The sequence below is a fragment of the Streptococcus sp. BS35b genome, assembly GCF_000286475.1.
GTDB lineage: Bacteria > Bacillota > Bacilli > Lactobacillales > Streptococcaceae > Streptococcus > Streptococcus oralis_W.
Genome location: NZ_ALKH01000017.1, coordinates 1 through 24,702 on the forward strand (window position 1 = coordinate 1; position 24,702 = coordinate 24,702).

Annotated in this window: 20 protein-coding genes and 9 tRNA genes; 24 read left to right on the forward strand and 5 right to left on the reverse strand. The window is 43.2% G+C overall.

Annotation, left to right across the window (positions count from 1 at the left end):
* Positions 1-25: 25 nt before the first annotated feature.
* From HMPREF1149_RS10750 to HMPREF1149_RS10830, 16 genes are all read left to right on the forward strand, one after another.
* Positions 26-98: transfer RNA gene (locus HMPREF1149_RS10750), tRNA-Val, on the forward strand.
* 4 nt (positions 99-102) lie between these two features.
* Positions 103-175: transfer RNA gene (locus tag HMPREF1149_RS10755), tRNA-Asp, on the forward strand.
* 24 nt (positions 176-199) lie between these two features.
* Positions 200-272: transfer RNA gene (locus HMPREF1149_RS10760), tRNA-Lys, on the forward strand.
* A gap of 5 nt (positions 273-277) precedes the next feature.
* Positions 278-359, forward strand: a tRNA-Leu gene (locus HMPREF1149_RS10765).
* Positions 360-371: 12 nt separating this feature from the next.
* Positions 372-444: transfer RNA gene (locus HMPREF1149_RS10770), tRNA-Thr, on the forward strand.
* Between the two features lie 27 nt (positions 445-471).
* Positions 472-543: transfer RNA gene (locus HMPREF1149_RS10775), tRNA-Gly, on the forward strand.
* Positions 544-550: 7 nt separating this feature from the next.
* Positions 551-636: transfer RNA gene (locus HMPREF1149_RS10780), tRNA-Leu, on the forward strand.
* 11 nt (positions 637-647) lie between these two features.
* Positions 648-721 (forward strand) — tRNA-Arg (locus tag HMPREF1149_RS10785).
* Positions 722-736: 15 nt separating this feature from the next.
* Positions 737-810, forward strand: a tRNA-Pro gene (locus tag HMPREF1149_RS10790).
* Positions 811-988: 178 nt separating this feature from the next.
* Entirely contained in the window at positions 989-5,380 is a 4,392-nt protein-coding gene (locus HMPREF1149_RS10795) for a PolC-type DNA polymerase III (protein ID WP_000095429.1), read from the forward strand.
* A 23-nt stretch (positions 5,381-5,403) separates the two neighbouring features.
* Complete coding sequence (locus HMPREF1149_RS10800) at positions 5,404-5,556, forward strand: hypothetical protein (RefSeq protein WP_000776614.1); 153 nt, start codon at positions 5,404-5,406, stop codon at positions 5,554-5,556.
* Between the two features lie 15 nt (positions 5,557-5,571).
* On the forward strand, positions 5,572-6,813 hold the full coding sequence (locus HMPREF1149_RS10805) for an aminopeptidase (RefSeq protein ID WP_000243903.1): 1,242 nt from the start codon (positions 5,572-5,574) through the stop codon (positions 6,811-6,813).
* Positions 6,814-6,822: 9 nt separating this feature from the next.
* Positions 6,823-7,053 (forward strand): GlsB/YeaQ/YmgE family stress response membrane protein, encoded by a 231-nt coding sequence (locus HMPREF1149_RS10810; RefSeq protein WP_000580437.1) that lies wholly within the window; start codon positions 6,823-6,825, stop codon positions 7,051-7,053.
* A gap of 72 nt (positions 7,054-7,125) precedes the next feature.
* Positions 7,126-7,848, forward strand: coding sequence for a pseudouridine synthase (locus HMPREF1149_RS10815; RefSeq protein WP_001234914.1), 723 nt, complete (start codon positions 7,126-7,128; stop codon positions 7,846-7,848).
* Between the two features lie 110 nt (positions 7,849-7,958).
* Positions 7,959-9,293, forward strand: a complete 1,335-nt coding sequence (gene pepC, locus HMPREF1149_RS10825) for an aminopeptidase C (protein ID WP_000991663.1) — start codon at positions 7,959-7,961, stop codon at positions 9,291-9,293.
* A 164-nt stretch (positions 9,294-9,457) separates the two neighbouring features.
* Positions 9,458-11,686 (forward strand): HAD-IC family P-type ATPase, encoded by a 2,229-nt coding sequence (locus HMPREF1149_RS10830; RefSeq protein WP_000876392.1) that lies wholly within the window; start codon positions 9,458-9,460, stop codon positions 11,684-11,686.
* Between the two features lie 63 nt (positions 11,687-11,749).
* Here HMPREF1149_RS10830 and HMPREF1149_RS10835 read toward each other — a convergent pair whose 3' ends face one another.
* The 4 genes from HMPREF1149_RS10835 to HMPREF1149_RS10850 form a co-directional block, all read right to left on the reverse strand.
* On the reverse strand, positions 11,750-12,661 hold the full coding sequence (locus tag HMPREF1149_RS10835; protein ID WP_000818319.1) for a PTS system mannose/fructose/sorbose family transporter subunit IID: 912 nt from the start codon (positions 12,659-12,661) through the stop codon (positions 11,750-11,752).
* Positions 12,662-12,675: 14 nt separating this feature from the next.
* Complete coding sequence (locus HMPREF1149_RS10840) at positions 12,676-13,488, reverse strand: PTS mannose/fructose/sorbose transporter subunit IIC (RefSeq protein ID WP_001280326.1); 813 nt, start codon at positions 13,486-13,488, stop codon at positions 12,676-12,678.
* 75 nt (positions 13,489-13,563) lie between these two features.
* The gene (locus tag HMPREF1149_RS10845; RefSeq protein WP_000021989.1) at positions 13,564-14,553 is read right to left on the reverse strand and encodes a PTS sugar transporter subunit IIB; all 990 of its coding nucleotides are present in this window, start codon (positions 14,551-14,553) and stop codon (positions 13,564-13,566) included.
* 281 nt (positions 14,554-14,834) lie between these two features.
* Positions 14,835-15,647 carry a Cof-type HAD-IIB family hydrolase gene (locus HMPREF1149_RS10850; RefSeq protein WP_000162373.1) on the reverse strand — a complete coding sequence of 271 codons (813 nt, stop codon included), beginning with the start codon at positions 15,645-15,647 and terminating at the stop codon, positions 14,835-14,837.
* 189 nt (positions 15,648-15,836) lie between these two features.
* On the opposite strand from HMPREF1149_RS10850, the gene HMPREF1149_RS10855 reads away from it, so the two are divergent.
* The 7 genes from HMPREF1149_RS10855 (at position 15,837) to HMPREF1149_RS10885 (ending at position 23,064) form a co-directional block, all read left to right on the forward strand.
* The gene (locus tag HMPREF1149_RS10855; RefSeq protein WP_000359304.1) at positions 15,837-17,255 is read left to right on the forward strand and encodes an NCS2 family permease; all 1,419 of its coding nucleotides are present in this window, start codon (positions 15,837-15,839) and stop codon (positions 17,253-17,255) included.
* 53 nt (positions 17,256-17,308) lie between these two features.
* On the forward strand, positions 17,309-18,016 hold the full coding sequence (locus HMPREF1149_RS10860) for a CPBP family intramembrane glutamic endopeptidase (RefSeq protein ID WP_000660807.1): 708 nt from the start codon (positions 17,309-17,311) through the stop codon (positions 18,014-18,016).
* 75 nt (positions 18,017-18,091) lie between these two features.
* The gene (gene folP, locus HMPREF1149_RS10865) at positions 18,092-19,066 is read left to right on the forward strand and encodes a dihydropteroate synthase (RefSeq protein WP_000240375.1); all 975 of its coding nucleotides are present in this window, start codon (positions 18,092-18,094) and stop codon (positions 19,064-19,066) included.
* A gap of 1 nt (position 19,067) precedes the next feature.
* Positions 19,068-20,390, forward strand: a complete 1,323-nt coding sequence (locus HMPREF1149_RS10870; RefSeq protein ID WP_009068081.1) for a bifunctional folylpolyglutamate synthase/dihydrofolate synthase — start codon at positions 19,068-19,070, stop codon at positions 20,388-20,390.
* Positions 20,371-20,925: a GTP cyclohydrolase I FolE gene (folE, locus tag HMPREF1149_RS10875; RefSeq protein WP_000380931.1), complete on the forward strand. Its 555-nt coding sequence runs from the start codon at positions 20,371-20,373 to the stop codon at positions 20,923-20,925. Before HMPREF1149_RS10870 ends, folE begins: the two co-directional genes overlap by 20 nt.
* A 41-nt stretch (positions 20,926-20,966) precedes the next feature.
* Positions 20,967-21,788 carry a 2-amino-4-hydroxy-6-hydroxymethyldihydropteridine diphosphokinase gene (gene folK, locus HMPREF1149_RS10880; protein ID WP_000372497.1) on the forward strand — a complete coding sequence of 274 codons (822 nt, stop codon included), beginning with the start codon at positions 20,967-20,969 and terminating at the stop codon, positions 21,786-21,788.
* On the forward strand, positions 21,781-23,064 hold the full coding sequence (locus HMPREF1149_RS10885; protein ID WP_001125356.1) for a hypothetical protein: 1,284 nt from the start codon (positions 21,781-21,783) through the stop codon (positions 23,062-23,064). The genes folK and HMPREF1149_RS10885 overlap by 8 nt, the downstream gene beginning before the upstream one ends.
* A 50-nt stretch (positions 23,065-23,114) precedes the next feature.
* On the opposite strand, the gene HMPREF1149_RS10890 is transcribed toward HMPREF1149_RS10885, so the two are convergent.
* On the reverse strand, positions 23,115-23,432 hold the full coding sequence (locus HMPREF1149_RS10890) for a DUF960 domain-containing protein (RefSeq protein ID WP_000886046.1): 318 nt from the start codon (positions 23,430-23,432) through the stop codon (positions 23,115-23,117).
* Between the two features lie 208 nt (positions 23,433-23,640).
* Here HMPREF1149_RS10890 and ccpA point away from each other — a divergent pair, with 208 nt between their 5' ends.
* Positions 23,641-24,651, forward strand: a complete 1,011-nt coding sequence (gene ccpA, locus HMPREF1149_RS10895; RefSeq protein ID WP_001090635.1) for a catabolite control protein A — start codon at positions 23,641-23,643, stop codon at positions 24,649-24,651.
* The last annotated feature ends 51 nt before the right edge of the window (positions 24,652-24,702 follow it).

Genomic DNA, 24,702 nt, shown 5'->3' on the forward strand with positions numbered 1-24,702 from the left:
TTGGCTGAGCTAGACTCCACCCTTTGGGAGTTTAGCTCAGCTGGGAGAGCATCTGCCTTACAAGCAGAGGGTCAGCGGTTCGATCCCGTTAACTCCCATATAGGTCCCGTAGTGTAGCGGTTATCACGTCGCCCTGTCACGGCGAAGATCGCGGGTTCGATTCCCGTCGGGACCGTTTAAGGTAACGGAAGTTATTTTAGACTCGTTAGCTCAGTTGGTAGAGCAATTGACTTTTAATCAATGGGTCACTGGTTCGAGCCCAGTACGGGTCATATTTGCGGGTTTGGCGGAATTGGCAGACGCACCAGATTTAGGATCTGGCGCTTAACGGCGTGGGGGTTCAAGTCCCTTAACCCGCATAATAGAAAGTAGCCGGCTTAGCTCAGTTGGTAGAGCATCTGATTTGTAATCAGAGGGTCGCGTGTTCAAGTCATGTAGCCGGCATTTTTTTATATAAAATAAGAGGTCGATGCGAACGTAGTTCAGTGGTAGAACACCACCTTGCCAAGGTGGGGGTCGCGGGTTCGAATCCCGTCGTTCGCTTAGAGAGGCCGGGGTGGCGGAACTGGCAGACGCACAGGACTTAAAATCCTGCGATTGGTAACGATCGTACCGGTTCGATTCCGGTCCTCGGCATATAATGATGAGCACCCTTAGCTCAACTGGATAGAGTACCTGACTACGAATCAGGCGGTTAGAGGTTCGACTCCTCTAGGGTGCATTTTTTTATTTAACGCGGGAAGTAGCTCAGCTTGGTAGAGTACTTGGTTTGGGACCAAGGTGTCGCAGGTTCGAATCCTGTCTTCCCGATTGAGTATGGGGATACTTAAGGGTATCTTTTTTATATGTGTTAAGGAGATTCTGAGAATCTTCTTTTTTGTTTTTAAGGAATGAATTTAGGAAAACTAGCAGTGCTTAAGGAATGATAGTGGCTATATATTTTCTTTAATTATGGTAAAATAGTAAGAGAATAATGTGAGGAAATTGAATGTCAAGTAAGTTTGAAATTTTAATGAATCAAATAGGAGTCTCTGATCAATTGAGACAGGATCCTGCTCTTGTTAATGCAAGTATTGAGTGTGTTGTGGTTCATAAAATTAGTAAGATTTGGGAATTTCATTTTGTATTTTCTAATATTTTACCGATTGAAATCTTTTTAGAGTTAAAGAAAGGGCTTAGTGAAGAATTTTCTAAGACAGGGAATCAAGCTGTTTTCGAAATCAAGGCTCTCTCTCAAGAATTTTCAAATGAAGTCTTGCAGGCCTATTATAAGGAGGCTTTTTCTGAAGGTCCATGTGCTAGTCAAGGGTTTAAGTCTCTTTATCAGAATTTGCAAGTTCGTGCAGAGGGAAATCAGCTATTTATTGAAGGTTCAGAGGTGATTGATAAGGAACACTTTAAGAAAAATCATCTTCCTAATTTAACAAAGCAACTTGAAAAGTTTGGTTTTCCAGCTTTTGTCTGCCAAATCGAAAAGAATGATGCTCTTACACAGGAGCAGGAAGCGGCCTTCCATACGGAGAATGAACAAATCGTTCAGGCTGCTAATGAAGAGGCTTTGCGTGCTATGGAACAACTGGAACAGATAGCTCCTCCTCCAGTAGAAGAGAAACCGGCCTTTGATTTTCAGGCTAAAAAGGTTGCGGCAAAACCAAAATTGGATAAGGCTGAAGTTACCCAGATGATTGATGTGACGACTGAGGAAAATCGTTTGGTTTTTGAAGGGGTCGTTTTTGATGTGGAGCATAAGGTGACCAGGACAGGGCGTGTTTTGATCAACTTTAAAATGACGGACTACACTTCAAGTTTTTCAATGCAAAAATGGGTTAAGAATGAAGAAGAGGCTCAGAAGTTTGACATCATTAAGAAAAATTCCTGGCTTCGTGTTCGTGGAAATGTGGAGATGAATAACTTCACACGAGATTTGACAATGAACGTGCAGGATGTGCAGGAAGTTGTTCACTATGAGCGGAAGGATTTGATGCCAGAAGGTGAGCGCCGGGTTGAGTTTCATGCTCATACTAATATGTCGACCATGGATGCTCTGCCAGAAGTAGAGGAAATTATTGCGACAGCTGCAAAGTGGGGACACAAGGCGGTTGCCATCACGGACCATGGGAATGTTCAGTCCTTTCCACATGGCTACAAGGCAGCTAAGAAAGCAGGAATTCAGCTGATCTATGGAATGGAAGCCAATATCGTTGAAGACCGTGTTCCTATCGTTTACAACGAAGTGGAGATGGACTTGTCAGAAGCGACCTACGTGGTTTTTGACGTGGAAACGACGGGACTTTCAGCTATCTATAATGACTTGATTCAAGTTGCGGCTTCTAAGATGTACAAGGGAAATGTTATTGCCGAATTTGATGAATTTATCAATCCTGGATATCCCTTGTCAGCCTTTACTACCGAGTTGACTGGAATTACAGATGACCATGTCAAAAATGCCAAACCACTGGAACAAGTTTTACAAGAATTCCAAGAATTTTGCAAGGATACAGTCTTAGTCGCCCACAATGCTACCTTTGACGTTGGCTTTATGAATGCTAACTATGAGCGTCATGGTCTTCCTAAGATTAGCCAGCCAGTTATTGATACGCTGGAGTTTGCTAGAAACCTCTATCCTGAGTATAAACGTCATGGTTTGGGACCTTTGACCAAGCGTTTTGGTGTGGCACTGGACCACCACCACATGGCCAACTACGATGCGGAAGCTACTGGTCGTTTGCTCTTTATCTTCATCAAGGATGTAGCAGAAAAACATGATGTGACTGATCTGGCTAGACTGAATATTGATTTGATTAGTCCAGACTCTTATAAAAAAGCTCGGATCAAGCATGCGACCATCTATGTCAAGAATCAAGTAGGTCTAAAAAATATCTTTAAGCTGGTTTCGTTGTCCAATACCAAATACTTTGAAGGGGTACCACGGATTCCGAGAACGGTTCTAGATGCTCATCGGGAGGGCTTGATTTTAGGAACAGCTTGTTCTGAAGGTGAAGTTTTTGATGCAGTCGTTTCCCAAGGTGTGGATGCGGCGGTTGAGGTGGCCAAGTATTATGACTTTATCGAGGTTATGCCACCAGCTATCTACGCTCCCTTGATTGCTAAAGAGCAGGTTAAGGATATGGAGGAACTCCAAACTATTATCAAGAGTCTGATAGAGGTCGGGGACCGTCTTGGCAAGCCCGTTTTGGCTACGGGAAATGTCCATTATATCGAACCGGAAGAAGAGATTTACCGTGAAATTATCGTCCGTAGTTTGGGACAGGGGGCTATGATTAACCGAACCATTGGTCACGGTGAACATGCCCAACCAGCTCCTCTGCCAAAGGCTCATTTTCGAACAACCAATGAGATGTTGGATGAATTTGCCTTTTTGGGCGAGGAACTGGCTCGTAAACTGGTTATTGAAAACACCAATGCCTTGGCAGAAACCTTTGAGCCTGTTGAGGTTGTTAAGGGTGACTTGTACACACCTTTCATTGACAAGGCAGAAGAAACGGTCGCCGAGCTGACCTATAAGAAAGCTTTTGAGATTTATGGAAATCCGCTGCCAGATATCGTTGATTTGCGGATTGAAAAAGAATTAACTTCCATTCTGGGGAATGGATTTGCCGTGATTTATCTGGCATCGCAGATGCTGGTGCAACGTTCCAATGAACGGGGCTACTTGGTTGGTTCTCGTGGGTCTGTTGGGTCCAGTTTTGTTGCGACTATGATTGGGATTACGGAGGTTAATCCCCTCTCTCCACACTACGTCTGTGGTCAGTGTCAGTACAGCGAGTTTATCACGGATGGTTCTTACGGTTCAGGTTTTGATATGCCTAATAAGGACTGTCCAAACTGTGGTCACAAACTCAGCAAAAATGGGCAGGATATTCCGTTCGAGACCTTTCTTGGTTTTGATGGAGACAAGGTTCCCGATATTGACTTGAACTTCTCGGGAGAAGACCAGCCTAGTGCTCACTTGGATGTGCGTGATATCTTTGGCGAGGAATATGCCTTCCGTGCGGGAACGGTTGGTACGGTGGCTGCCAAGACTGCCTATGGCTTTGTAAAGGGCTACGAGAGAGATTATGGCAAGTTCTATCGTGATGCAGAGGTGGAACGCCTTGCTCAAGGTGCTGCTGGTGTCAAGCGGACAACAGGACAACACCCGGGGGGAATCGTTGTTATTCCTAACTACATGGATGTTTACGATTTTACGCCTGTTCAGTATCCAGCAGATGACGTGACGGCTGAATGGCAGACGACTCACTTTAACTTCCACGATATCGATGAGAATGTCCTCAAACTTGATGTACTGGGGCATGATGATCCGACCATGATTCGGAAATTGCAGGACTTGTCTGGTATTGACCCTAATGAAATTCCCATGGATGATGAAAGCGTTATGGCTCTCTTTTCTGGAACGGAAGTTTTAGGGGTGACGCCTGAGCAAATTGGAACTCCAACAGGGATGCTGGGAATTCCAGAGTTTGGAACCAACTTTGTACGTGGAATGGTAGATGAGACACATCCGACGACTTTTGCGGAGTTGCTTCAGCTGTCTGGTCTATCCCACGGTACCGATGTCTGGCTGGGGAACGCCCAGGATCTGATCAAGCAAGGGATTGCGGACCTATCGACTGTTATCGGTTGTCGGGACGATATCATGGTTTATCTCATGCATGCTGGTCTTGAACCTAAGATGGCTTTTACTATCATGGAACGGGTACGTAAGGGCATGTGGCTAAAGATTTCCGAAGAGGAGCGAAATGGCTACATCGAGGCTATGAAGGCCAATAAGGTGCCAGAGTGGTATATCGAGTCCTGTGGGAAAATCAAGTACATGTTCCCTAAGGCCCATGCGGCTGCCTACGTTATGATGGCCTTGCGTGTGGCCTACTTCAAGGTTCACCATCCGATTTATTACTACTGTGCTTATTTCTCAATCCGAGCCAAGGCTTTTGATATCAAGACCATGGGGGCGGGTTTGGATGCCATCAAGCGCAAGATGCAAGAAATTGCTGAAAAACGGAAGAATAATGAAGCCTCTAATGTGGAAATTGACCTCTATACAACTCTTGAGATTGTCAATGAAATGTGGGAACGTGGTTTCAAGTTTGGCAAACTCGATCTCTACCGTAGTCAGGCAACAGAGTTCCTCATCGATGGGGATACCCTCATTCCACCATTTGTAGCAATGGATGGTCTGGGAGAGAACGTTGCCAAGCAGTTGGTGCGTGCGCGTGAAGAGGGAGAATTCCTCTCTAAGACAGAATTACGCAAACGCGGTGGACTGTCATCGACCTTGGTTGAAAAGATGGATGAAATGGGGATTCTCGGCAATATGCCAGAGGATAATCAGTTGAGTTTGTTTGATGATTTGTTTTAAGGATTAGAACGGAGAACATCTTTATGAAACTTAGAATCTTTGCGGAAGACAAACCTGCTGAAAAGATTTTTGACTATCAGCTAGAGCTGGCAGATGAAACAATTATCCTATCGACAGTGCTTCTGTCGGGTGCCATTGCTTTAGCAGGATTGTTTTCTGCTTTAAAAGAAAAATAGAAAAGGAAAAATAAAATGGTTTTACCAAATTTTAAAGAAAATCTAGAAAAATATGCGAAATTATTGGTTGCGAACGGAATTAACGTGCAACCTGGTCACACCTTGGCCCTTTCTATCGATGTGGAGCAACGCGAGTTAGCTCACTTGATCGTCAAAGAAGCCTATGCACTTGGTGCGCACGAAGTCATTGTTCAATGGGCGGATGACTTTATCAACCGCGAGAAATTCCTCCACGCGCCGATGGAGCGTTTGGACAATGTGCCAGAATACAAGATTGCTGAGATGAACTATCTCTTGGAGAATAAGGCTAGCCGTCTCGGTGTTCGTTCTTCTGACCCAGGTGCCTTGAACGGAGTGGATGCGGATAAGCTTTCAGCTTCTGCCAAAGCTATGGGACTTGCGATGAAGCCAATGCGCATCGCAACTCAATCCAACAAGGTTAGCTGGACTGTAGCAGCCGCTGCTGGACTTGAATGGGCTAAGAAAGTCTTTCCAAATGCTGCGAGCGATGAAGAAGCAGTTGATCTTCTTTGGGATCAAATCTTCAAAACTTGCCGTGTCTATGAAGAAGATCCAGTTAAGGCTTGGGAAGAACATGCAGCCATTCTTAAGAGTAAGGCAGAAATGCTTAATAAAGAGCAATTTTCAGCCCTTCATTACACAGCGCCAGGGACAGATTTGACACTTGGCTTGCCTAAGAATCACGTTTGGGAATCAGCTGGTGCAGTCAATGCACAGGGCGAAGGATTTTTGCCAAATATGCCAACAGAGGAAGTCTTTACGGCTCCTGACTTCCGTCGTGCAGAGGGCTATGTTACTTCTACAAAACCACTTAGCTATAATGGAAATATCATCGAAGGGATTAAAGTAACCTTCAAGGATGGTCAAATCGTAGATATCACTGCTGAGAAGGGTGATCAAGTCATGAAAGATCTTGTCTTTGAAAATACGGGCGCTCGTGCCTTGGGTGAATGTGCCTTGGTACCAGATCCGAGCCCAATTTCTCAATCAGGCATTACCTTCTTCAACACCCTTTTTGATGAAAATGCTTCAAACCACTTGGCTATCGGTGCAGCCTATGCGACCAGCGTTGTTGGTGGAGCAGAGATGAGCGAAGAAGAACTTGAAGCTGCAGGCCTGAACCGTTCAGATGTTCACGTGGACTTTATGATTGGTTCGAATCAAATGGATATCGATGGTATCCGTGAGGATGGAACACGCGTACCCCTTTTCCGTAATGGAGACTGGGCAAATTAAGGAGAAGCTATGATTGGAAGCATGTTTGCCGGCCTTTTAATTGGACTACTAGCAGGGGCTATCACCAATCGTGGAGAACGTATGGGATGCTTTGGGAAGATGTTTCTCGGTTGGATTGGTGCCTTTTTAGGACAATTACTATTTGGTTCTTGGGGGCCAAGCCTAAATGGTACAGCCATTATCCCAGCAGTTCTTGGTGCCATGATTGTGTTAGCTATCTTCTGGGAAAGAGGAAGTTAGCTTCCCGACTCTGAAAAGGAAAGGAGGTTGGCTATTGAGCCAGCCTCCTTTTGAGTATGATATAATAGTTCTATGAGATTAGATAAATTTTTAGTTGCCTGCGCTGTAGGGAGTCGGACAGAAGTCAAAAACTTGCTTAAAGCTGGGCGGGTGACGGTAAATGGTAAAAAAGAAAAATCAGCTAAACTGCAAATTAATGAAGTAAGAGATGAGATTCGCTTTGATGACCAAGTGCTGGAGTATGAAGAGTTTGTCTACTACATGATGAACAAGCCCCAAGGAGTCATTTCAGCGACTGAAGATTCCAAGCATAGAACGGTTCTAGACTTGCTGGATGATTTGGCTCGGACCAAGGAAGTTTTCCCAGTAGGGCGCTTGGATATTGACACGCATGGCCTCCTGCTTTTGACCAATGACGGCCAGCTTGCCCATGCTCTTCTTTCACCAAAACGTCATGTGGATAAGACCTATCTGGCACACGTCGAGGGAATTATGACTCAAGAAGATGTGGAGACATTTGTCAAGGGCATTCCGCTCAAGGATTTTACCTGCCAGCCAGCTAAGCTGGAGATTGTGTCGGTAGATTCAGTAAAGAATCAAAGTTTGGTTCGTGTAACCATTGCAGAAGGGAAGTTTCACCAGGTCAAACGCATGGTAGCATTCTGTGGCAAGGAAGTGGTGGACCTACAACGTTTGGCTATGGGAACTCTAGTCTTGGACGAGAACTTAGAACGAGGTGAATGGCGTCGCCTGACAAAGGAGGAGTTAGAGAATGTCCTTGCTAGTATTGCTTAGTTTGGATTATGTTAGAAAAGGTGAGGAGAATGTCCTTGCCTTTTTAAGTTTTTCGGTTGCTTCATTTGTGAAAAGAGTTATAATAGACAGTAGAATAAAAGGAGGAATCTATGAACGCGATTCAAGAATCATTTACAGATAAACTATTTGCCAACTATGAAGCAAATGTCAAATACCAAGCGATTGAAAATGCTGCCAGCCATAACGGAATTTTTGCAGCCCTAGAACGTCGCCAAAGCCATGTAGACAATACACCTGTTTTCTCATTGGATTTGACCAAGGACAAGGTTACTAACCAGAAAGCGTCTGGTCGTTGCTGGATGTTTGCAGCTCTCAACACCTTCCGCCACAAACTCATCTCTCAATACAAACTGGAAAACTTTGAGTTGTCACAAGCCCACACATTCTTCTGGGACAAGTACGAGAAATCCAACTGGTTCTTGGAGCAAGTCATTGCGACTGCAGACCAAGAATTGACGAGCCGCAAGGTTAGCTTTCTACTCCAAACTCCTCAACAAGACGGTGGTCAATGGGATATGGTTGTTGCCCTCTTTGAGAAATACGGTGTCGTTCCTAAGTCAGTTTACCCTGAGTCCGTTTCTTCTAGCAGCAGTCGTGAGCTCAATGCCATCCTTAACAAATTGCTTCGCCAAGATGCCCAAATCTTGCGTGACTTGCTCGCTTCTGGTGCAGACCAAGTGACTGTTCAAGCTAAGAAAGAAGACCTCTTGCAAGAAATCTTTAACTTCCTTGCTATGTCACTAGGACTTCCACCACGTAAATTTGACTTTGCTTATCGCGATAAGGATAACAATTACCAAAGTGAAAAAGGAATCACACCACAAGAATTTTACAAGAAATATGTTGACCTTCCTCTAGAAGCTTATGTTTCTGTTATCAATGCTCCAACTGCTGATAAACCTTACGGCAAATCTTACACAGTTGAGATGTTAGGAAATGTGGTTGGTAGCCGTGCAGTTCGCTACATCAACGTTCCAATGGAACGCTTGAAAGAATTGGCGATTGCCCAAATGCAAACAGGAGAAACTGTTTGGTTTGGTTCAGATGTTGGCCAACTTAGCAACCGCAAAGCTGGAATCCTTGCGACAGATGTTTATGACTTTGAATCAAGCATGGATATTCAACTCACTCAAGACAAAGCTGGACGTTTGGACTACAGCGAAAGTTTGATGACCCACGCCATGGTCTTGACAGGTGTGGACTTGGACGAAAATGGTAAGTCAACCAAGTGGAAGGTTGAAAACTCATGGGGAGACAAGGTCGGTACAGATGGTTACTTTGTTGCCTCAGACGCTTGGATGGATGAATATACATACCAAATCGTTGTCCGTAAGGAATTGCTGACAGCAGAAGAACAAGCTGCCTATGAAGCAGAACCAATCGTACTTGCACCATGGGATCCAATGGGTGCCTTGGCAGAATAAAGTATAAAGAAAAGAGGTTAGGGAAATCCTAGCCTCTTTTTAAGTTCTTCTTAAAGTGGCGATAGATGATGCTTGCCAAGGGAATTCTTCTTAGTTTGAGTATTTAAGTGACAGAGAAAAGGATATGTGTTACTATAGTAGTACAAAAGGATATCGGAGTAGAAATGAAGTATTTAAGTAGTCAAGACATCAAGGGGCGTCAACGAAATATCAGCGACATTAAACCTTATAAAACAACCAAGGAAATCATTTTTTCAAATATCTTTACCTTTTTTAATGCTATGAACTTGGCTCTGGCAGTTCTGGTAGCCACAACCTTGCGATTTGAAAATATGCTCTTTTTAGGTGTGATTGCTATCAATACAGCCATTGGGATTTTTCAAGAAGTGCGTTCAAAAAATGCTTTAGAAAAACTAAGTTTGCTTGGTAAAAGTAAGTACAAAGTCAATCGAGATGGTCAAACAATCGAGATTGATCCAGAGGACATCGTTCGGGGTGAGTATCTGCATCTCAATCTGGGTGATCAGGTGCCTGTCGATGCAGAAGTGCTTGAAGGAAATATTGAAGTGGATGAGTCTTTGCTGACTGGTGAGAGTGATTCTATCTTTAAAACGGTTGGTGACCAGCTGATGAGCGGAAGCAATGTCGTTAGCGGTACTTGTCTGGTTACGGCAACGGCGGTCGGACCCGATAGTTATATCAACAAACTCGCAAAATCCAGCAAGGAATTCAAAAAATACCCTTCTCAACTACGCGATTACATGGATAAGATTTTAAAAATCGTTTCCATCTTGCTGGTGCCAGTTGCCATTCTGCTCTATGTCAGAGGTTTTAGTCTAGGACGATCTTATGTTGAGATTGTCTTGGGAAGTTCTGGTGCCTTGGTCGGCATGATTCCAGAGGGCTTGATTCTCCTGGTCAGTGTATCCCTAGCAGTAGCTGCCATGAAGCTGGCTAGAAAGAATGTTCTGGTGCAGGAGCTATACTGTGTAGAGACCTTAGCGCGTGTAGATGTTCTTTGTTTTGATAAGACTGGAACCATCACTACTGGTAATATGAAGGTCCAAGAAATGGATTCTAATGTAGCAGAGAAACTATCTTCTTATCTGGCTTATTTCGAGGATGAAAATGCAACTTCCCGAGCTCTGAAGACTTACTTAACCTGTGAGAAAAAGTGGGAAGTTCAAGAAGTCGGTGCCTTTTCAAGCAAAAACAAGTATTCCTTTGTCCAAGTAAAAGATGGTGGGACCTATTTCTTCGGTGCCTATGAGTTTTTAGGCTTTACCCAGCCGATGGATGCCTACTATGAACATCTGAAGCAGCAAGGTTTTCGAATCTTAACACTTGCCCATAGTAAGGACCACATCACGAGTCCAGCCAATATGGAACTACTAGGGCACGTCGTTTTGTCGGATGAGATTAAGGACAATACCAAGGAAACCTTTGACTATTTCGAATCTCAAGGTGTTGAAGTGAAGATTATCAGTGGTGATAATCATGTGGCTGTATATGGGGTGGCTCGTAAGGCAGGTTTTAAGGAAGAAGCCCGTGCGATTGATATGACCAAGGTGAGCGATGATGACTTTGAGAGAGTGGTCTTGGAACACGAAATCTTTGGACGTGTGACACCTGAACAGAAAGAAAAGATGGTGGCTGTTCTACAAAATGCTGGTAAGACAGTTGCCATGAGTGGTGACGGGGTCAATGATGTTCTAGCTCTTAAGAAAGCAGATATTAGTTTCGCCATGAAGGGAGCAACGAGTGCAGCCAAAAGTGTATCCAATATTGTTTTTCTGACAGATGATTTTGCGGTATTTTATGATATCTTGATGGAAGGTCGCCGGGTTATCAATAACATCCAAAAGGTAGCCTCTCTCTTTCTGACAAAGACCTTCTTCTCCATCATGTTTGCGATTTTGAGTGTGATTTTTGGTTTGGAATTTGCCTTTATCCCCATTCAGTTTACAATCATTTCAGCCATTACGATTGGGATTCCATCCTTCTTCCTAACTTTTGAGTCCAATAAAGAAAGGGTCAGCACACATTTTATGCGAGATATTTTGACCGATGCTGCGATTGGTGGTGGCATTCTGGTTGTTAGTGTACTCTTGACGAACTTCTTTATCACTGTCCCAGGTCAAGTCAAATTCATTTGCTTCCTCCTTGCTTTGATCAATGGTCTGTGTCTAGTTGCCAAGGTCAGCCTACCTTTTAATCGATACAAACTAGCCTTGCTCACACTTTTGAGCCTTGCAGCCCTTGTTGGAGTGCTTGCCAATACCTTTATCCTGCTAGGAGCTTTTGTGCCTCTAGGAACCACTCGAGTGCTCTATGTAGCCGTCCTAGCAGTGGTGATTGGAGGCTTGCATTATCTGACTAGAAGAAAAAGTTGATACACAAAAAGAATCAGGATCAAATCCTGATTCTTTTTTTATCTATATTCTCGATGGCTTGGATTACATGATACCAAAGAAACGAGCTGCAATACCTACTGCAAAGAGAGCAAGGATGATTGCGATTGGTGATACTTTTTTCTTAAGCAACCACATGCAGAGGAAAGTAAGGAGAAGTCCCATCAATCCTGGAATCAATGAGTTCAACTGACCTTGAAGTGTTTGTGGTTGAACGCTATCCAAGCTCAAACCACTAAGAGCCTGACCAAGAATTCCCTTCAATTCTCCACCTGTTACAGGTCCTTCTGGGAAGTTGATGTAGGCACCTTCAGCCAATTGTTTACCAGGAAGGTTAACAGTGAAGTTGATAGATACCCAACGTTGTACAAGAACGGCAAGGATGAACATACCAAGGATAGATGCTCCTTTAGTGATGTCTTTCAAGATACCACCAGACATGTCTTTAGTGATTTCAGATCCAGCTTTGTAACCGAACTCTTGTGTGTACCATAGGAAGGCCATACGGATAGCATTCCATCCAAAGAAGAAGAGAAGGGGACCAACAATATTACCAGATGCAGCAAGTGATGCACCAAGGGCTCCAAGGATAGGACGAACTGTAAACCAGAATACTGGGTCACCGATACCAGCAAGAGGTCCCATCATACCGATCTTAACCCCTTGGATAGCCGCATCGTCGATTTCAACACCATTAGCGCGCTCTTCTTCAAGTGCAAGAGTAACCCCCATGATTGGAGCAGCTACGTATGGGTGAGTGTTGAAGAACTCAAGGTGACGCTCAAGAGCAGCCGCTTGGTCTTCTTTTTTAGTGTACAATTTTTTGATAGCTGGGATCAATGAGTAAGCCCAACCCAAGTTTTGCATACGTTCATAGTTCCAAGAACCTTGAAGGAATTGTGAACGCCACCAAACTTTTTGACGATCTGATTTTGATAATTGAATTTTTTCAGCCATGATTGTTCCCCTTTCTAGTAGTCTTCTAGGATATCACCGATTGGGTCGTTAGAAGTCGCAGCTCCGCCGCCACCGTTTCCACCTTGTTTTGTAAGGTTAAGGTAGATGAAGGCAAGGGCAACACCGATGACACCAAGGGCAATCAAAGTCAATTGAGAGATTGCTGCAAGAGCAAAACCGATAGCGAAGAATGGCCATACTTCACGAGTTGCCATCATGTTGATAACCATAGCGTAACCAACGGCAACGACCATAGCACCACCGACAGCCATACCACCATTCAACCATTCTGGCATTAGGCCAAGAGCGTCTTGAACAGCAGAAGCAGGGATAGCGATAAGGAAGGCTGCAGGGATAGCGATACGAAGACCTTGAAGAACAAGGGCAAAGTAGTGAGCGCGTTCAACAGCCGCAATGTTTCCTTCTTTTGCAGCTGCGTCAGCTGAGTGAACCAAGGCAACTGAGATTGTACGAACAATCATTGTCAAGAAAAGTCCAGCTACGGCAAGAGGGATAGCTGTGGCTGTTGCGACGGCGATACCTTCAGTAGTAAAGTTACCACCTTTGATCAAGATGATCGCTGCGGCAACAGATGCAAGAGCAGCGTCAGGAGCTACGGCAGCTCCGATGTTAGCCCAACCAAGGGCGATCATTTGAAGAGATCCACCAAGCATAACACCTGCTTCGAGGTTACCTGTTACAAGTCCGATAAGGGTACATGCGACGATTGGTTGATGGAATTGGAATTGGTCGAGGATACCTTCAAGACCTGCAAGGAAGGCAACAACTACAACCAAGATAGCAGAAATGATTGAAATATCTGACATGGTTTTATTCCTTTTCTATTTAGTTTTAATAAAGTATTTAATCCTGTTTTCAAAAATGATAGAAACAGATTAAAATTATTGAACGTTTGCTTTTTTAATCAAGTCAAACAAATCTTTTTTCGTGTCGTTTGGTACTTTACGTACGTCAAATTCAACACCGAGGTCACGCATTTTTTCAAATGTTGCAACATCATCTTTGTCCATAGACAAGACGTTGTTGATCATTGTTTTACCTGTTGAGTGGGCCATAGAACCAACGTTAAGGGTCTTGATTGGCACGCCACCTTCGATGGCACGAAGGGCATCTTGAGGTGTTTCAAACAAGATAAGAGCATGTGTGTTACCAAAACGAGGATCTTTTGCAACTTCAATCAATTTTTTGATTGGTACAACGTTCGCTTTTACTCCGTTAGGAGCTGCTTGTTTGATCAATTCTTTACGCAATTCGTCGTTTGCAACGTTATCTGAAGCAACGATGATACGGTCTGCTTTTGAATCTGGTGTCCAAGCAGTTGCGACTTGTCCGTGAAGAAGACGTGTGTCAAGACGGGCAAGATTGATTTTCAATTTACCGTCTCCGATAACAGTTCCTTCTGGAATAGCAGCTTGGGCAACTGGAGCAGCCGCAGCACTAGCCCCTTCCTCAACTGGATTGAGCTCTTCTGGAAGAGCTTTGATGCCATCTTTGGCTTCTTTAATGATATTCGCAGCGACTTTATCCACACCTGCAGTAGCGTCCATAAGGCGCTCAGTGTAGGCTTGAATCAACATCGGCAAGTTAAGCCCTGTGATGATGGCAAACTTACGCTCAGGATTTTCTCCCATCACGCGGCTAGCTTGGTTGAACGGAGATCCACTCCAAAGGTCAGCCAATACTAGAACCTCATCTTCTGCGTCAAATGCAGCCACAGCGTTGTTGAATTTAGCGTAAAGATCATCTGGACCTTCATTTGGCATAAAGGTTACAACTTGAACCTTTTCTTGTTCACCAAAGATCATAGATCCTGACTGATGAATACCCGCAGCAAATTCGCCGTGGCTCGCAATAATGATTCCGATACTCATTATTGTCATTCCTCCTTTTAAAATGTTTGACTTATAGGTTTCCTAAAAAACCTCAGACGTACCTAGTATAAATCGTTTTCATATAAAAATCAACTACTTTTTCGAAAATTGTAAAAGTTTTCAATGAAAATAGGCTTACAAAATGTTAATATATAAATAATTTCAAAAAATGTATGAAAATATCAATAGAAAATTTAATATAAAAATACTGAAAATGAGTGACCTTTATGAAAATAGAATGAAAATAAAAAGGAAAGATTGCAGGATAGCAATCCTCCTTTTTATAGGAATAAATTTTGTAAAGCGTGGGCTACCCCGTCTTCTTCGTTGGTCAGAGGAAGTTGTTCGTCTGCATATGGAAGAAGAGAAGGATTGGCGTTTTTCATAGCATATCCCTTGCCTGCAAATGCCAACATTTCCGTATCATTATGCTCATCACCAAAGGCGATTAAGTCTTTTTTATCACGATTCATCACATTGAGCAAGTACTCTAAAGCAAAGGCTTTGTTTACCCCCTTGGGAGTACACTCGAGGATGTTGAGGGGGCCACCCCAGGTGTTGATAGCTAGTTGGTGCTGATAAAAACGATTCATCTCGTCCGCTAGAGCGTATTTGTCTTCAACCCTTGTTTGCAAGAGAATGCAGTTAGGATTCTTGGTTACTCGTTCGGGTTTGAATTGATTTTCCGGTTGGAAGTTCTCTACGCCAAATAGTTTAGGGTCCGCAATTTCTTCATTCGGAGCTGTAATGTAAAATTTCTTACGGTATTCTCCTGCAATAAAGTCGGCCTGGATATCCTCTTTACGTTTGACCATATCTAGGAGGTATTTTTTGTCCAAGGTTAAGCACTTTTCATGCGCCCAATCCTGTCCTGGTAGATGGGTAAGGGAGCCGTTAAAGTTAATCATGGGAGTATGCAATTCTAGCTCACGGTAGAAATCTTTTGCCATACGATACGGACGACCTGTCGTGATGATAACATGGTGCCCTTTTTCTGAAATTTTTTTGATTGTCTCTTTGGTGAAATCGGAGAGCTTGCTTTCGCTATTCAACAGGGTTCCGTCCAAATCGACTGCGATAATTTTTTTAGTCATATAAACCTTCCTAGTCGTTTCCAGATAAGATGTCTACTATTATATCAAAAAGAAAGAAGAAAAGCAGACTCGAGATAAAAAACAAAAATTATTCCAATTTGGTAAATAAATCAAATAAACATATTGAAAAGGTGAATGATAAGTGATATAATACTAATATTGTTCGTAAAAAACAAAAGGAGATTCATAATGGATAAACTATTTAAACTAAAAGAGAACGGGACGGACGTTCGTACGGAGGTTCTCGCTGGTTTAACAACTTTCTTTGCAATGAGTTACATTCTCTTTGTAAACCCACAAATGCTTGCGCAGACAGGGATGCCTGCTCAAGGTGTTTTCCTAGCAACGATTATTGGTGCAGTGGCTGGTACCCTGATGATGGCCTTCTATGCGAACCTGCCATACGCTCAAGCACCAGGTATGGGACTCAATGCCTTCTTTACCTTTACAGTCGTATTTGGACTTGGTTATTCATGGCAAGAGGCCTTGGCTATGGTCTTTATCTGTGGAATTATTTCACTAATCATTACCTTAACAAATGTTCGTAAAATGATTATTGAATCCATTCCCAATGCGCTTCGTTCGGCTATTTCAGCAGGTATCGGTGTCTTCCTTGCCTATGTAGGGATTAAGAATGCTGGTCTTTTGAAATTCTCTATTGATCCAGGAAGTTATACAGTTGCTGGTGAGGGTGCTGATAAGGCCCAAGCAGCCATTACAGCAAACTCTTCAGCAGTTCCAGGTCTGGTTAGCTTTAATAATCCGGCTGTTTTAGTGGCTATTGCAGGTTTGGCGATTACGATTTTCTTTGTTATTAAGGGTATCAAGGGAGGAATTATTCTTTCTATCCTAACAACGACAGTTCTTGCTATCGCTGTTGGTTTGGTTGATGTATCAAGCATTGATTTTTCTAATAACCATGTGGGTGCAGCCTTTGAAGATTTGAAGACAATCTTTGGTGCAGCACTTGGCTCACAAGGATTGGGTGCTTTAATCTCAGACACTGCTCGTCTACCGGAAACACTTATGGCTATTCTGGCCTTCTCGTTGACAGATATTTTTGACACAATTGGTACCTTGATTGGTACAGGTGAAAAAGTCGGTATCGTAGCGACAAATGGTGAAAATCACCAATCAGATAAGTTGGATAAGGCTCTTTACTCTGACTTGATTGGTACTTCAATTGGTGCTATCGCAGGTACTTCAAACGTAACGACTTATGTTGAGTCTGCTGCCGGTATTGGTGCAGGTGGACGTACTGGATTGACTGCCTTGGTAGTTGCGATTTGTTTTGCAATTTCAAGTTTCTTTAGTCCACTTTTGGCAATTGTTCCATCAGCTGCGACGGCTCCAATTTTGATTATCGTTGGGATTATGATGCTTGGTAGCTTGAAAAACATCCATTGGGATGATATGGCTGAAGCTGTCCCTGCCTTCTTTACATCTATCTTCATGGGATTCAGCTACTCTATCACACAAGGGATTGCAGTTGGTTTCTTGACTTATACGTTAACAAAAGTTGTCAAAGGTCAAGCAAGGGACGTGCACGCGATGATTTGGATTTTGGATGCCTTGTTTATCCTTAACTATATCAGTATGGCGCTTTAAATGATATAATAGTAGAAAAGGGGTTACCCCCCTTTACTATAAGGAGGTATATCATGAAAGAAAAGACAATCTGGCAAGAGGTTTGGGACAGAGGGATGTGGATTCTCATCCTTTTAGCAGCTTTTGTCCTATCACAATTTCCTTTAGGGTTATCCGCTTGGTTGACTTCTAGACAATTTCCGCTTTTGCAGTCAGGATTCTTAGTTGGTATCTTGTCCATTGCCGTTCTGATAGTATTCATTATCGGTGCGCGGAAAACAAAGCTTGCTACCTTTAACCTATCCTTTTTTAAAGCTAAGGACCTAGCTCGCTTGGTATTGAGCTATCTAGTAATCTTTGCTACTAATTTGTTGGGCTCAGCTTTGCTTCGCATGATGAATGAAACAACGACGAGTAATCAATCAACGCTGAATGGTTTGGTTCAGAATAGTTCCTTGATTTCTACCTTCTTCTTGATTGTATTGGTTGCTCCGATTTGTGAGGAAATTTTGTGTCGTGGGATTATTCCCCAAAAGATTTTCCGTGGAAAAGAAAAACTAGGTTTTATTGTGGGTGCAATCGTCTTTGCCTTGCTTCATATGCCAACCAATCTACCTTCTGTGATTATTTATGGAGGAATGTCAACGGTTTTGACTTGGACAGCCTACAAGACGGAACGTTTGGAGATGTCAATTTTGCTTCATATGATTCTCAATGGTATTGCATTTTGTTTGATGGCCTTATTGGTATTGATTAGTAGAAATCTAGGCCTATCATTCTAAGCCATTGACCTACTTGGAAAAGATGAATACTAGCGTGTCCATCTTTTTCTTTTTATGGTAAAATAGAGAGATAATATGGTAAAGAACCTTAAGGAAGTGACCGTTATGTCCAATAAAGTCAACCACGGAAAAACAGCTATTTGTGGAATTATCAATGTAACACCAGATTCTTTTTCAGATGGTGGGCAGTTTTTTGCTCTTGAGCAGGCGCTCCAGCAGGCTCGTAAATTGATAGCAGAAGGAGCGAGCATGCTAGATATCGGTGGAGAATCGACTCGGCCGGGCAGTAGCTATGTTGAGATAGAAGAGGAAATCCAGCGTGTTGTTCCAGTGATTAAAGCTATCCGTGAGGAAAGTGATGTCCTCATTTCTATCGATACATGGAAAAGTCAGGTGGCAGAGGCTGCTTTGGCTGCTGGTGCCAATCTGGTAAATGACATCACGGGTCTCATGGGAGATGAGAAAATGGCGGATGTGGTTGCTAATGCTGGAGCAAAAGTGGTTATCATGTTTAATCCAGTTATGGCTCGTCCTCAGCATCCTAGCTCGCTCATCTTCCCTCGTTTTGGCTTTGGTCAGGCTTTTACAGAGGAAGAGTTAGCTGGCTTTGAAAAAATGCCAATCGAAGAGTTGATGGAGGCTTTCTTTGAACGAGCTCTAGCGAGAGCAGAGGAAGTCGGGATAGCAAGAGAAAACATTCTGCTGGATCCAGGAATTGGCTTTGGTCTGACCAAGAAGGAAAATCTGCTCCTTCTACGGGATCTAGATAAACTACACCAGCAAGGCTATCCAATCTTTCTTGGAGTTTCGCGTAAGCGATTTGTTATCAATATCCTGGAAGAAAATGGTTTTGAAGTTAATCCTGAAACGGAAGTCGGTTTTCGTAATCGAGACATAGCTTCGGCTCATGTAACTAGTATCGCTGCGAGACAGGGTGTCGAAGTAGTGCGTGTGCACGATGTAGCCAGTCACAGGATGGCGGTTGAAATTGCGTCAGCCATTCGTTTGGCAGATGATGCAGAAAATCTAGATTTAAAACAATATAAATAAGATGAACGAAATTCAAAACAATCAGTGGATTGCCCACTATCGGACGGACCAACCACATTTTGGTTTGGAGCGAATGGTAGAACTCCTAGCTTTACGTGGCAATCCCCATCTCAAACTCAAGGTTATCCATATCGGCGGAACAAATGGTAAAGGTTCGACCATTGCTTTTTTGAAAGAGATGCTGGAAAAGCTAGGCCTGAGAGTAGGGGTGTTCAGCTCGCCCTATCTCATTCATTATACAGATCAGATTAGCATCAATGGGGAATCTATCCCCGAGGCTAGGCTAGAAGCCCTCATGGCAGACTATCAGTCTTTGCTTGAGGGAGAATCGGCTGACAATTTGCAGGGACCAACCGAGTTTGAGATTATCACAGCTCTAGCTTATGATTACTTTGCCTTAGAGCAAGTAGATGTGGCTATCATGGAAGTCGGCATGGGTGGTCTTTTGGATAGTACTAATGTTTGTCAGCCAATTTTGACAGGGATTACGACCATTGGACTGGACCATGTAGCCCTACTTGGTGACACCTTGGAAGCCATAGCAGAGCAGAAGGCTGGTATTATCAAGCAAGGCATTCCCTTGGTGACAGGTCATATTGTTCCTGAAGCTTTGACTGTGATAGACTCTATTGCAAAAGCTAAAAATGCGCCTAGACTTGCCTATGGGAAAGATTACCAGGTCAGTCATCAAAAGAGTGTGGTGACGGGTGAAATCTTTGATTATACCAGTTCGGTCAGACAAGGTTGCTTTCAAACAGGCCTGCTTGGTTTACACCAGATAGAGAATGCGGGGATGGCCATAGCTTTACTTGATACTTTTTGTCAAGAAGATGGGCGGGAGTTGGCAAGTAATGACTTAATTGCTCAAGCTTTGAAAGAGACCAGATGGGCAGGGCGTTTGGAGGTCATGTCTAGCGACCCATTGTTGCTTTTGGATGGGGCCCACAATCCTCATGCTATCAAGGCTTTATTAGCAAACTTGCAAGAACGCTTTGCGGATTATCATAAGGAAATCCTCTTTACGTGTATTAAAACCAAGGCTTTGGAGGATATGCTGGATTTGCTAGAAACGGTGCCAGGTAGTCAATTGACTTTAACCCATTTTGACGATAGTCGGGCGACGGATGAAAGCGTGCTGAAAGAGACAGCCAAGTCTAGAAATCTCAATTACCAAAGTTGGCAGGATTTTCTAGAGCAGAAATTGACAGATAAAAATGAAGAGAAACAAACAGTTAGGATTATCACAGGTTCCTTGTATTTCTTGAGCCAAGTGAGAGCCTATCTGATGGAGAGGAAGAACGAGAATGGATACACAAAAGATTGAAACGGCTGTAAAAATGATTATTGAGGCTGTCGGTGAGGATGCTAACCGCGAGGGCTTGCAGGAAACACCTGCTCGCGTAGCCCGTATGTATCAAGAGATTTTTTCAGGTCTTGGCCAAACTGCTGAGGAACACCTGTCAAAATCTTTTGAGATTATTGATGACAATATGGTAGTGGAAAAGGATATTTTTTTCCACACCATGTGTGAACACCACTTCTTGCCCTTTTATGGGAGAGCGCACATTGCCTACATTCCAGATGGACGTGTAGCAGGCTTGTCTAAGCTAGCCCGTACGGTTGAAGTTTATTCGAAAAAACCACAAATTCAAGAGCGGTTAAATATCGAAGTAGCCGATGCCTTGATGGACTATCTGGGGGCTAAGGGAGCCTTTGTTGTCATTGAGGCGGAACATATGTGTATGAGTATGCGTGGTGTCAGAAAGCCAGGCACGGCAACCTTGACGACAGTAGCTCGTGGTCTATTTGAAACAGATAAAGACCTCCGAGACCAGGCTTATCGTTTAATGGGACTATAAAAGAATCCGCTTTAAGCGGATTTTTCTAGAAAGGACTAGTTATGGATCAACTGCAGATTAAAGATTTGGAAATTTTTGCCTATCATGGTCTTTTTCCTAGTGAGAAAGAATTAGGGCAGAAGTTTGTTATTTCCGCAAGCTTATCCTATGATATGACCAAGGCGGCGACAGACTTGGATTTAACAGCATCTATCCATTATGGAGAACTGTGTCAGCAGTGGACGACCTGGTTTCAGGAAACCACTGAGGACTTGATTGAAACGGTAGCCTACAAACTAGTTGAACGTACCTTTGAGACCTATCCTCTTGTCCAAGAGATTGAGTTGGAACTAAAAAAACCTTGGGCTCCAGTGCATTTACCGTTGGATACCTGCTCGGTAACCATTCACCGTCGTAAGCAACGGGCCTTTATCTCTCTGGGAAGTAATATGGGAGATAAGCAAGCAAACTTGGAACAAGCTATTGACAAATTGCGAGCTCGAGGTATCCATATTCTCAAAGAGTCCAGTGTCTTGACGACGGAGCCTTGGGGTGGTGTGGAACAGGATAGCTTTGTCAATCAGGTGATTGAAGTAGAAACCTGGCTACCAGCACCAGTCTTGTTAGAAACATTATTAGCCATTGAGTCAGAAATGGGACGGGTGAGAGAAGTGCATTGGGGGCCTCGTTTGATTGATTTGGACCTACTCTTTGTGGAGGACCAGATCATTTACACAGACGAACTCATCTTGCCTCATCCTTATATAGCAGAACGCCTCTTTGTCCTTGAGCCGTTAGTGGAAATAGCTCCCCATTTTATCCATCCAATCTTAAAACAACCAATTCGTTACTTGGTTGACCAGTTGGAGCAAGGAAATGCCTAAGCTTTCCGAGACCTATAGCAAGTGGAAGAGTATCGGGGAGGGACTACTTGCTATTGTTTTAGGGCTCCTCTTGATTCGTTTTGGACAAGTTATTCCGCGAATGGGGTACCAGTTGCTGATGGACTACTTTTCCTTATCAGCAGTTTGGCACTTGTTGACTCGCTGGTTTCAAGATAAAAAACGTCGGGAAAATATCTTTGTAACCTTGGGCAAGCTGGTGGTAGCAGCTCTCGTGTTTGACTCTATCATTTTGCAAGATTTTGCCCTCTATCTCTTGGTCTTTATCATTGCGAGCTACCAGTTGTTTACGGGCATCATTAGTCTTGTGACCTGGTCTCTCTATCGAAAAAATGCCATTCATCCTCGGATCCATCATCTCTTTGATGCTGTATGGATGATAGGATTCGGGCTTTATAGCATCTCTCCTTTTCATGATGCAGCGAATTTTGAATTGCTCTTGCTTGGATTTTACTTGCTCATGCTAGGAGCCAGTAGCCTCCGGGATGGTTTCTTTTTTGAAAGGATAGAAAACAATCCCAAGCTAAAACGACGAATGCGAATGACTTTGCCGATCTTTGTGACGGCTTTGATCCCTATCAGCACCTTGCGCAAATTGAATGAGTGGCTGTCAAATCATGAAAGTCAAGAAGGGAAAGTTCATTCAGAAAGAAAAAACGATCAGGTAGTTGATCTGGAAATTTTTATCCATACCTCAGAAACATCTTTCTTCCTCGCTATGGGACATGTGGATATTTGTTATCAAGGAAAGGTTATTTCCTATGGCTCGTATGACCCTCACTCGGAGCGTTTATTCGGTATGGTTGGAGACGGTGTTTTGTTTAAGGCCAATCGGGAAAAATACATCGAGCTCTGTAAGAGGGAAAGTCAGAAGACCTTGTTTGCTTATGGTCTGAGTTTGACGGACCAACAGAAAGCAGCCATCCAAGCGCGTTTAGCGGAGATAGAAGATCTGTTAATTCCTTGGGAACCAAGCTCGCAGTTGATGAAAAGAAGAGAGGGAGAGGTCAAGCATACCTACTCCTACCAACTAAAAGAGGAAGCAGATGCGACCCTCTATAAATTCAGCTCATCCGAGTTTAAGACCTACTTTGTTCTCAGTACCAATTGTGTTTTGCTGGCAGACTCTATCGTGGGAAAAGCTGGAACTGATATATTGAGTCCCCAAGGTTTCATTGTGCCAGGGACATATCAGGATTACCTTGATTTAGAGTATACAAAACCCAATGGTCTAGTAGTTAGTCGATCCATTTATTAGAAAAAGAAAACTCTAGTTCCTCAGCACTTTACGCCGAGAAGCTAGAGTTTTTAAAATAGGTCATTTTCTTCTGGAAGGAGGATGGTTTCTCTGCCGTCCATATCTAAAACAAGGACCCTAGGAGGATAAAGCGGATCGAAAGGATGATTGAAATCAAAATCGATGCTAGTCGGAAGGTGCTGGCTAGAAAAATGGAAGGTGATGGTCCCCTTATTGTTGAGCAGTTGAAACTCAAGTTCTTCTTCTAATTCAAAGACATTTTTCAGAAAATGATCGATAATATACCATAAAGAGTCAATGACATCGTCAGGCAGGCTGGTCACAACACCAAAACTAGCAGAACGTCTCTGAGTATTTGTAAAAGCCATAAGAGTCCCCTCCCCCTTTTATTTTTCCTTATCATACAGCAAAATATCTCAAAAATCAAGAAATCGTACTCGCTTTTTCAAAATGAGAATGAAGAATGAAATTTTTTCAAAGTTTCTCCTAAAAACACTTGAAAGTGTTTACAATAAGTGATAAAATGGAGTAAGTAGATGCGTGAAAGCGAAATTTTCATTATAGAAAGGAAACGGAATGAACACAGATGATACAGTAACGATTTATGACGTCGCCCGTGAAGCAGGAGTTTCGATGGCAACAGTTAGCCGTGTCGTTAATGGCAACAAGAATGTTAAAGAGAACACTCGAAAAAAAGTCCTAGAAGTGATTGATCGCTTGGACTATCGTCCCAATGCGGTAGCACGTGGTTTGGCTAGCAAGAAAACAACGACAGTCGGAGTTGTGATTCCTAACATTACCAATGGTTATTTCTCAACGCTTGCTAAGGGGATTGACGACATTGCTGAAATGTACAAGTATAACATTGTCCTTGCAAATAGTGATGAGGATGATGAAAAGGAAGTTTCAGTGGTCAACACTCTCTTTTCAAAACAAGTCGATGGGATTATCTTTATGGGCTATCACTTGACTGAAAAGATTCGTTCAGAGTTTTCTCGTTCACGTACACCGGTTGTTCTTGCTGGTACTGTGGATGTAGAACATCAACTTCCAAGTGTAAATATCGACTACAAACAAGCAACGATTGATGCCGTGAGCTACCTTCTTAAAGAAAACGAAAAAATTGCTTTTGTGAGTGGACCACTTGTCGATGATATCAATGGCAAGGTTCGTTTGATCGGTTACAAGGAAGCCTTGAAAAAAGCTGGACATTCTTATAGTGAGGGTTTGGTCTTTGAATCAAAATACAGCTATGACGATGGTTATGCCTTGGCAGAACGCTTGATTTCATCACAAGCTACAGCCGCAGTTGTAACAGGTGATGAATTGGCAGCAGGTGTGTTGAATGGTTTAGCTGACCATGGTGTATCTGTGCCGGAAGAGTTTGAAATCATTACGACAGATGACTCTCAGATTGCACGATTCACTCGTCCAAACTTGACTACTATTGCCCAACCTCTTTATGATCTAGGTGCTATCAGCATGCGTATGTTGACTAAGATTATGCATAAGGAAGAGTTGGAAGAACGTGAAGTTCTCTTGCCTCATGGTTTGACAGAGCGCCGCTCTACACGAAAACGTAAATAGAAAAAATCAGGAAATCGTGAGATTTCCTGATTTGCTTTCTAGAGAAGAGGT

Coding starts and splice junctions, on each gene's coding strand:
- folE (WP_000380931.1), top strand. CDS start 20,371: ATGGATACACAAAAGATTGAAACGGCTGTAAAAATGATTATTGAGGCT.
- HMPREF1149_RS10795 (WP_000095429.1), top strand. CDS start 989: ATGTCAAGTAAGTTTGAAATTTTAATGAATCAAATAGGAGTCTCTGAT.
- HMPREF1149_RS10885 (WP_001125356.1), top strand. CDS start 21,781: ATGCCTAAGCTTTCCGAGACCTATAGCAAGTGGAAGAGTATCGGGGAG.
- HMPREF1149_RS10890 (WP_000886046.1), bottom strand. CDS start 23,432: ATGGCTTTTACAAATACTCAGAGACGTTCTGCTAGTTTTGGTGTTGTG.
- HMPREF1149_RS10835 (WP_000818319.1), bottom strand. CDS start 12,661: ATGGCTGAAAAAATTCAATTATCAAAATCAGATCGTCAAAAAGTTTGG.
- HMPREF1149_RS10860 (WP_000660807.1), top strand. CDS start 17,309: ATGAAAGAAAAGACAATCTGGCAAGAGGTTTGGGACAGAGGGATGTGG.
- HMPREF1149_RS10855 (WP_000359304.1), top strand. CDS start 15,837: ATGGATAAACTATTTAAACTAAAAGAGAACGGGACGGACGTTCGTACG.
- HMPREF1149_RS10810 (WP_000580437.1), top strand. CDS start 6,823: ATGATTGGAAGCATGTTTGCCGGCCTTTTAATTGGACTACTAGCAGGG.
- folK (WP_000372497.1), top strand. CDS start 20,967: ATGGATCAACTGCAGATTAAAGATTTGGAAATTTTTGCCTATCATGGT.
- HMPREF1149_RS10870 (WP_009068081.1), top strand. CDS start 19,068: ATGAACGAAATTCAAAACAATCAGTGGATTGCCCACTATCGGACGGAC.
- HMPREF1149_RS10815 (WP_001234914.1), top strand. CDS start 7,126: ATGAGATTAGATAAATTTTTAGTTGCCTGCGCTGTAGGGAGTCGGACA.
- pepC (WP_000991663.1), top strand. CDS start 7,959: ATGAACGCGATTCAAGAATCATTTACAGATAAACTATTTGCCAACTAT.
- ccpA (WP_001090635.1), top strand. CDS start 23,641: ATGAACACAGATGATACAGTAACGATTTATGACGTCGCCCGTGAAGCA.
- HMPREF1149_RS10800 (WP_000776614.1), top strand. CDS start 5,404: ATGAAACTTAGAATCTTTGCGGAAGACAAACCTGCTGAAAAGATTTTT.
- HMPREF1149_RS10830 (WP_000876392.1), top strand. CDS start 9,458: ATGAAGTATTTAAGTAGTCAAGACATCAAGGGGCGTCAACGAAATATC.
- HMPREF1149_RS10840 (WP_001280326.1), bottom strand. CDS start 13,488: ATGTCAGATATTTCAATCATTTCTGCTATCTTGGTTGTAGTTGTTGCC.
- HMPREF1149_RS10805 (WP_000243903.1), top strand. CDS start 5,572: ATGGTTTTACCAAATTTTAAAGAAAATCTAGAAAAATATGCGAAATTA.
- HMPREF1149_RS10850 (WP_000162373.1), bottom strand. CDS start 15,647: ATGACTAAAAAAATTATCGCAGTCGATTTGGACGGAACCCTGTTGAAT.
- folP (WP_000240375.1), top strand. CDS start 18,092: ATGGTAAAGAACCTTAAGGAAGTGACCGTTATGTCCAATAAAGTCAAC.
- HMPREF1149_RS10845 (WP_000021989.1), bottom strand. CDS start 14,553: ATGAGTATCGGAATCATTATTGCGAGCCACGGCGAATTTGCTGCGGGT.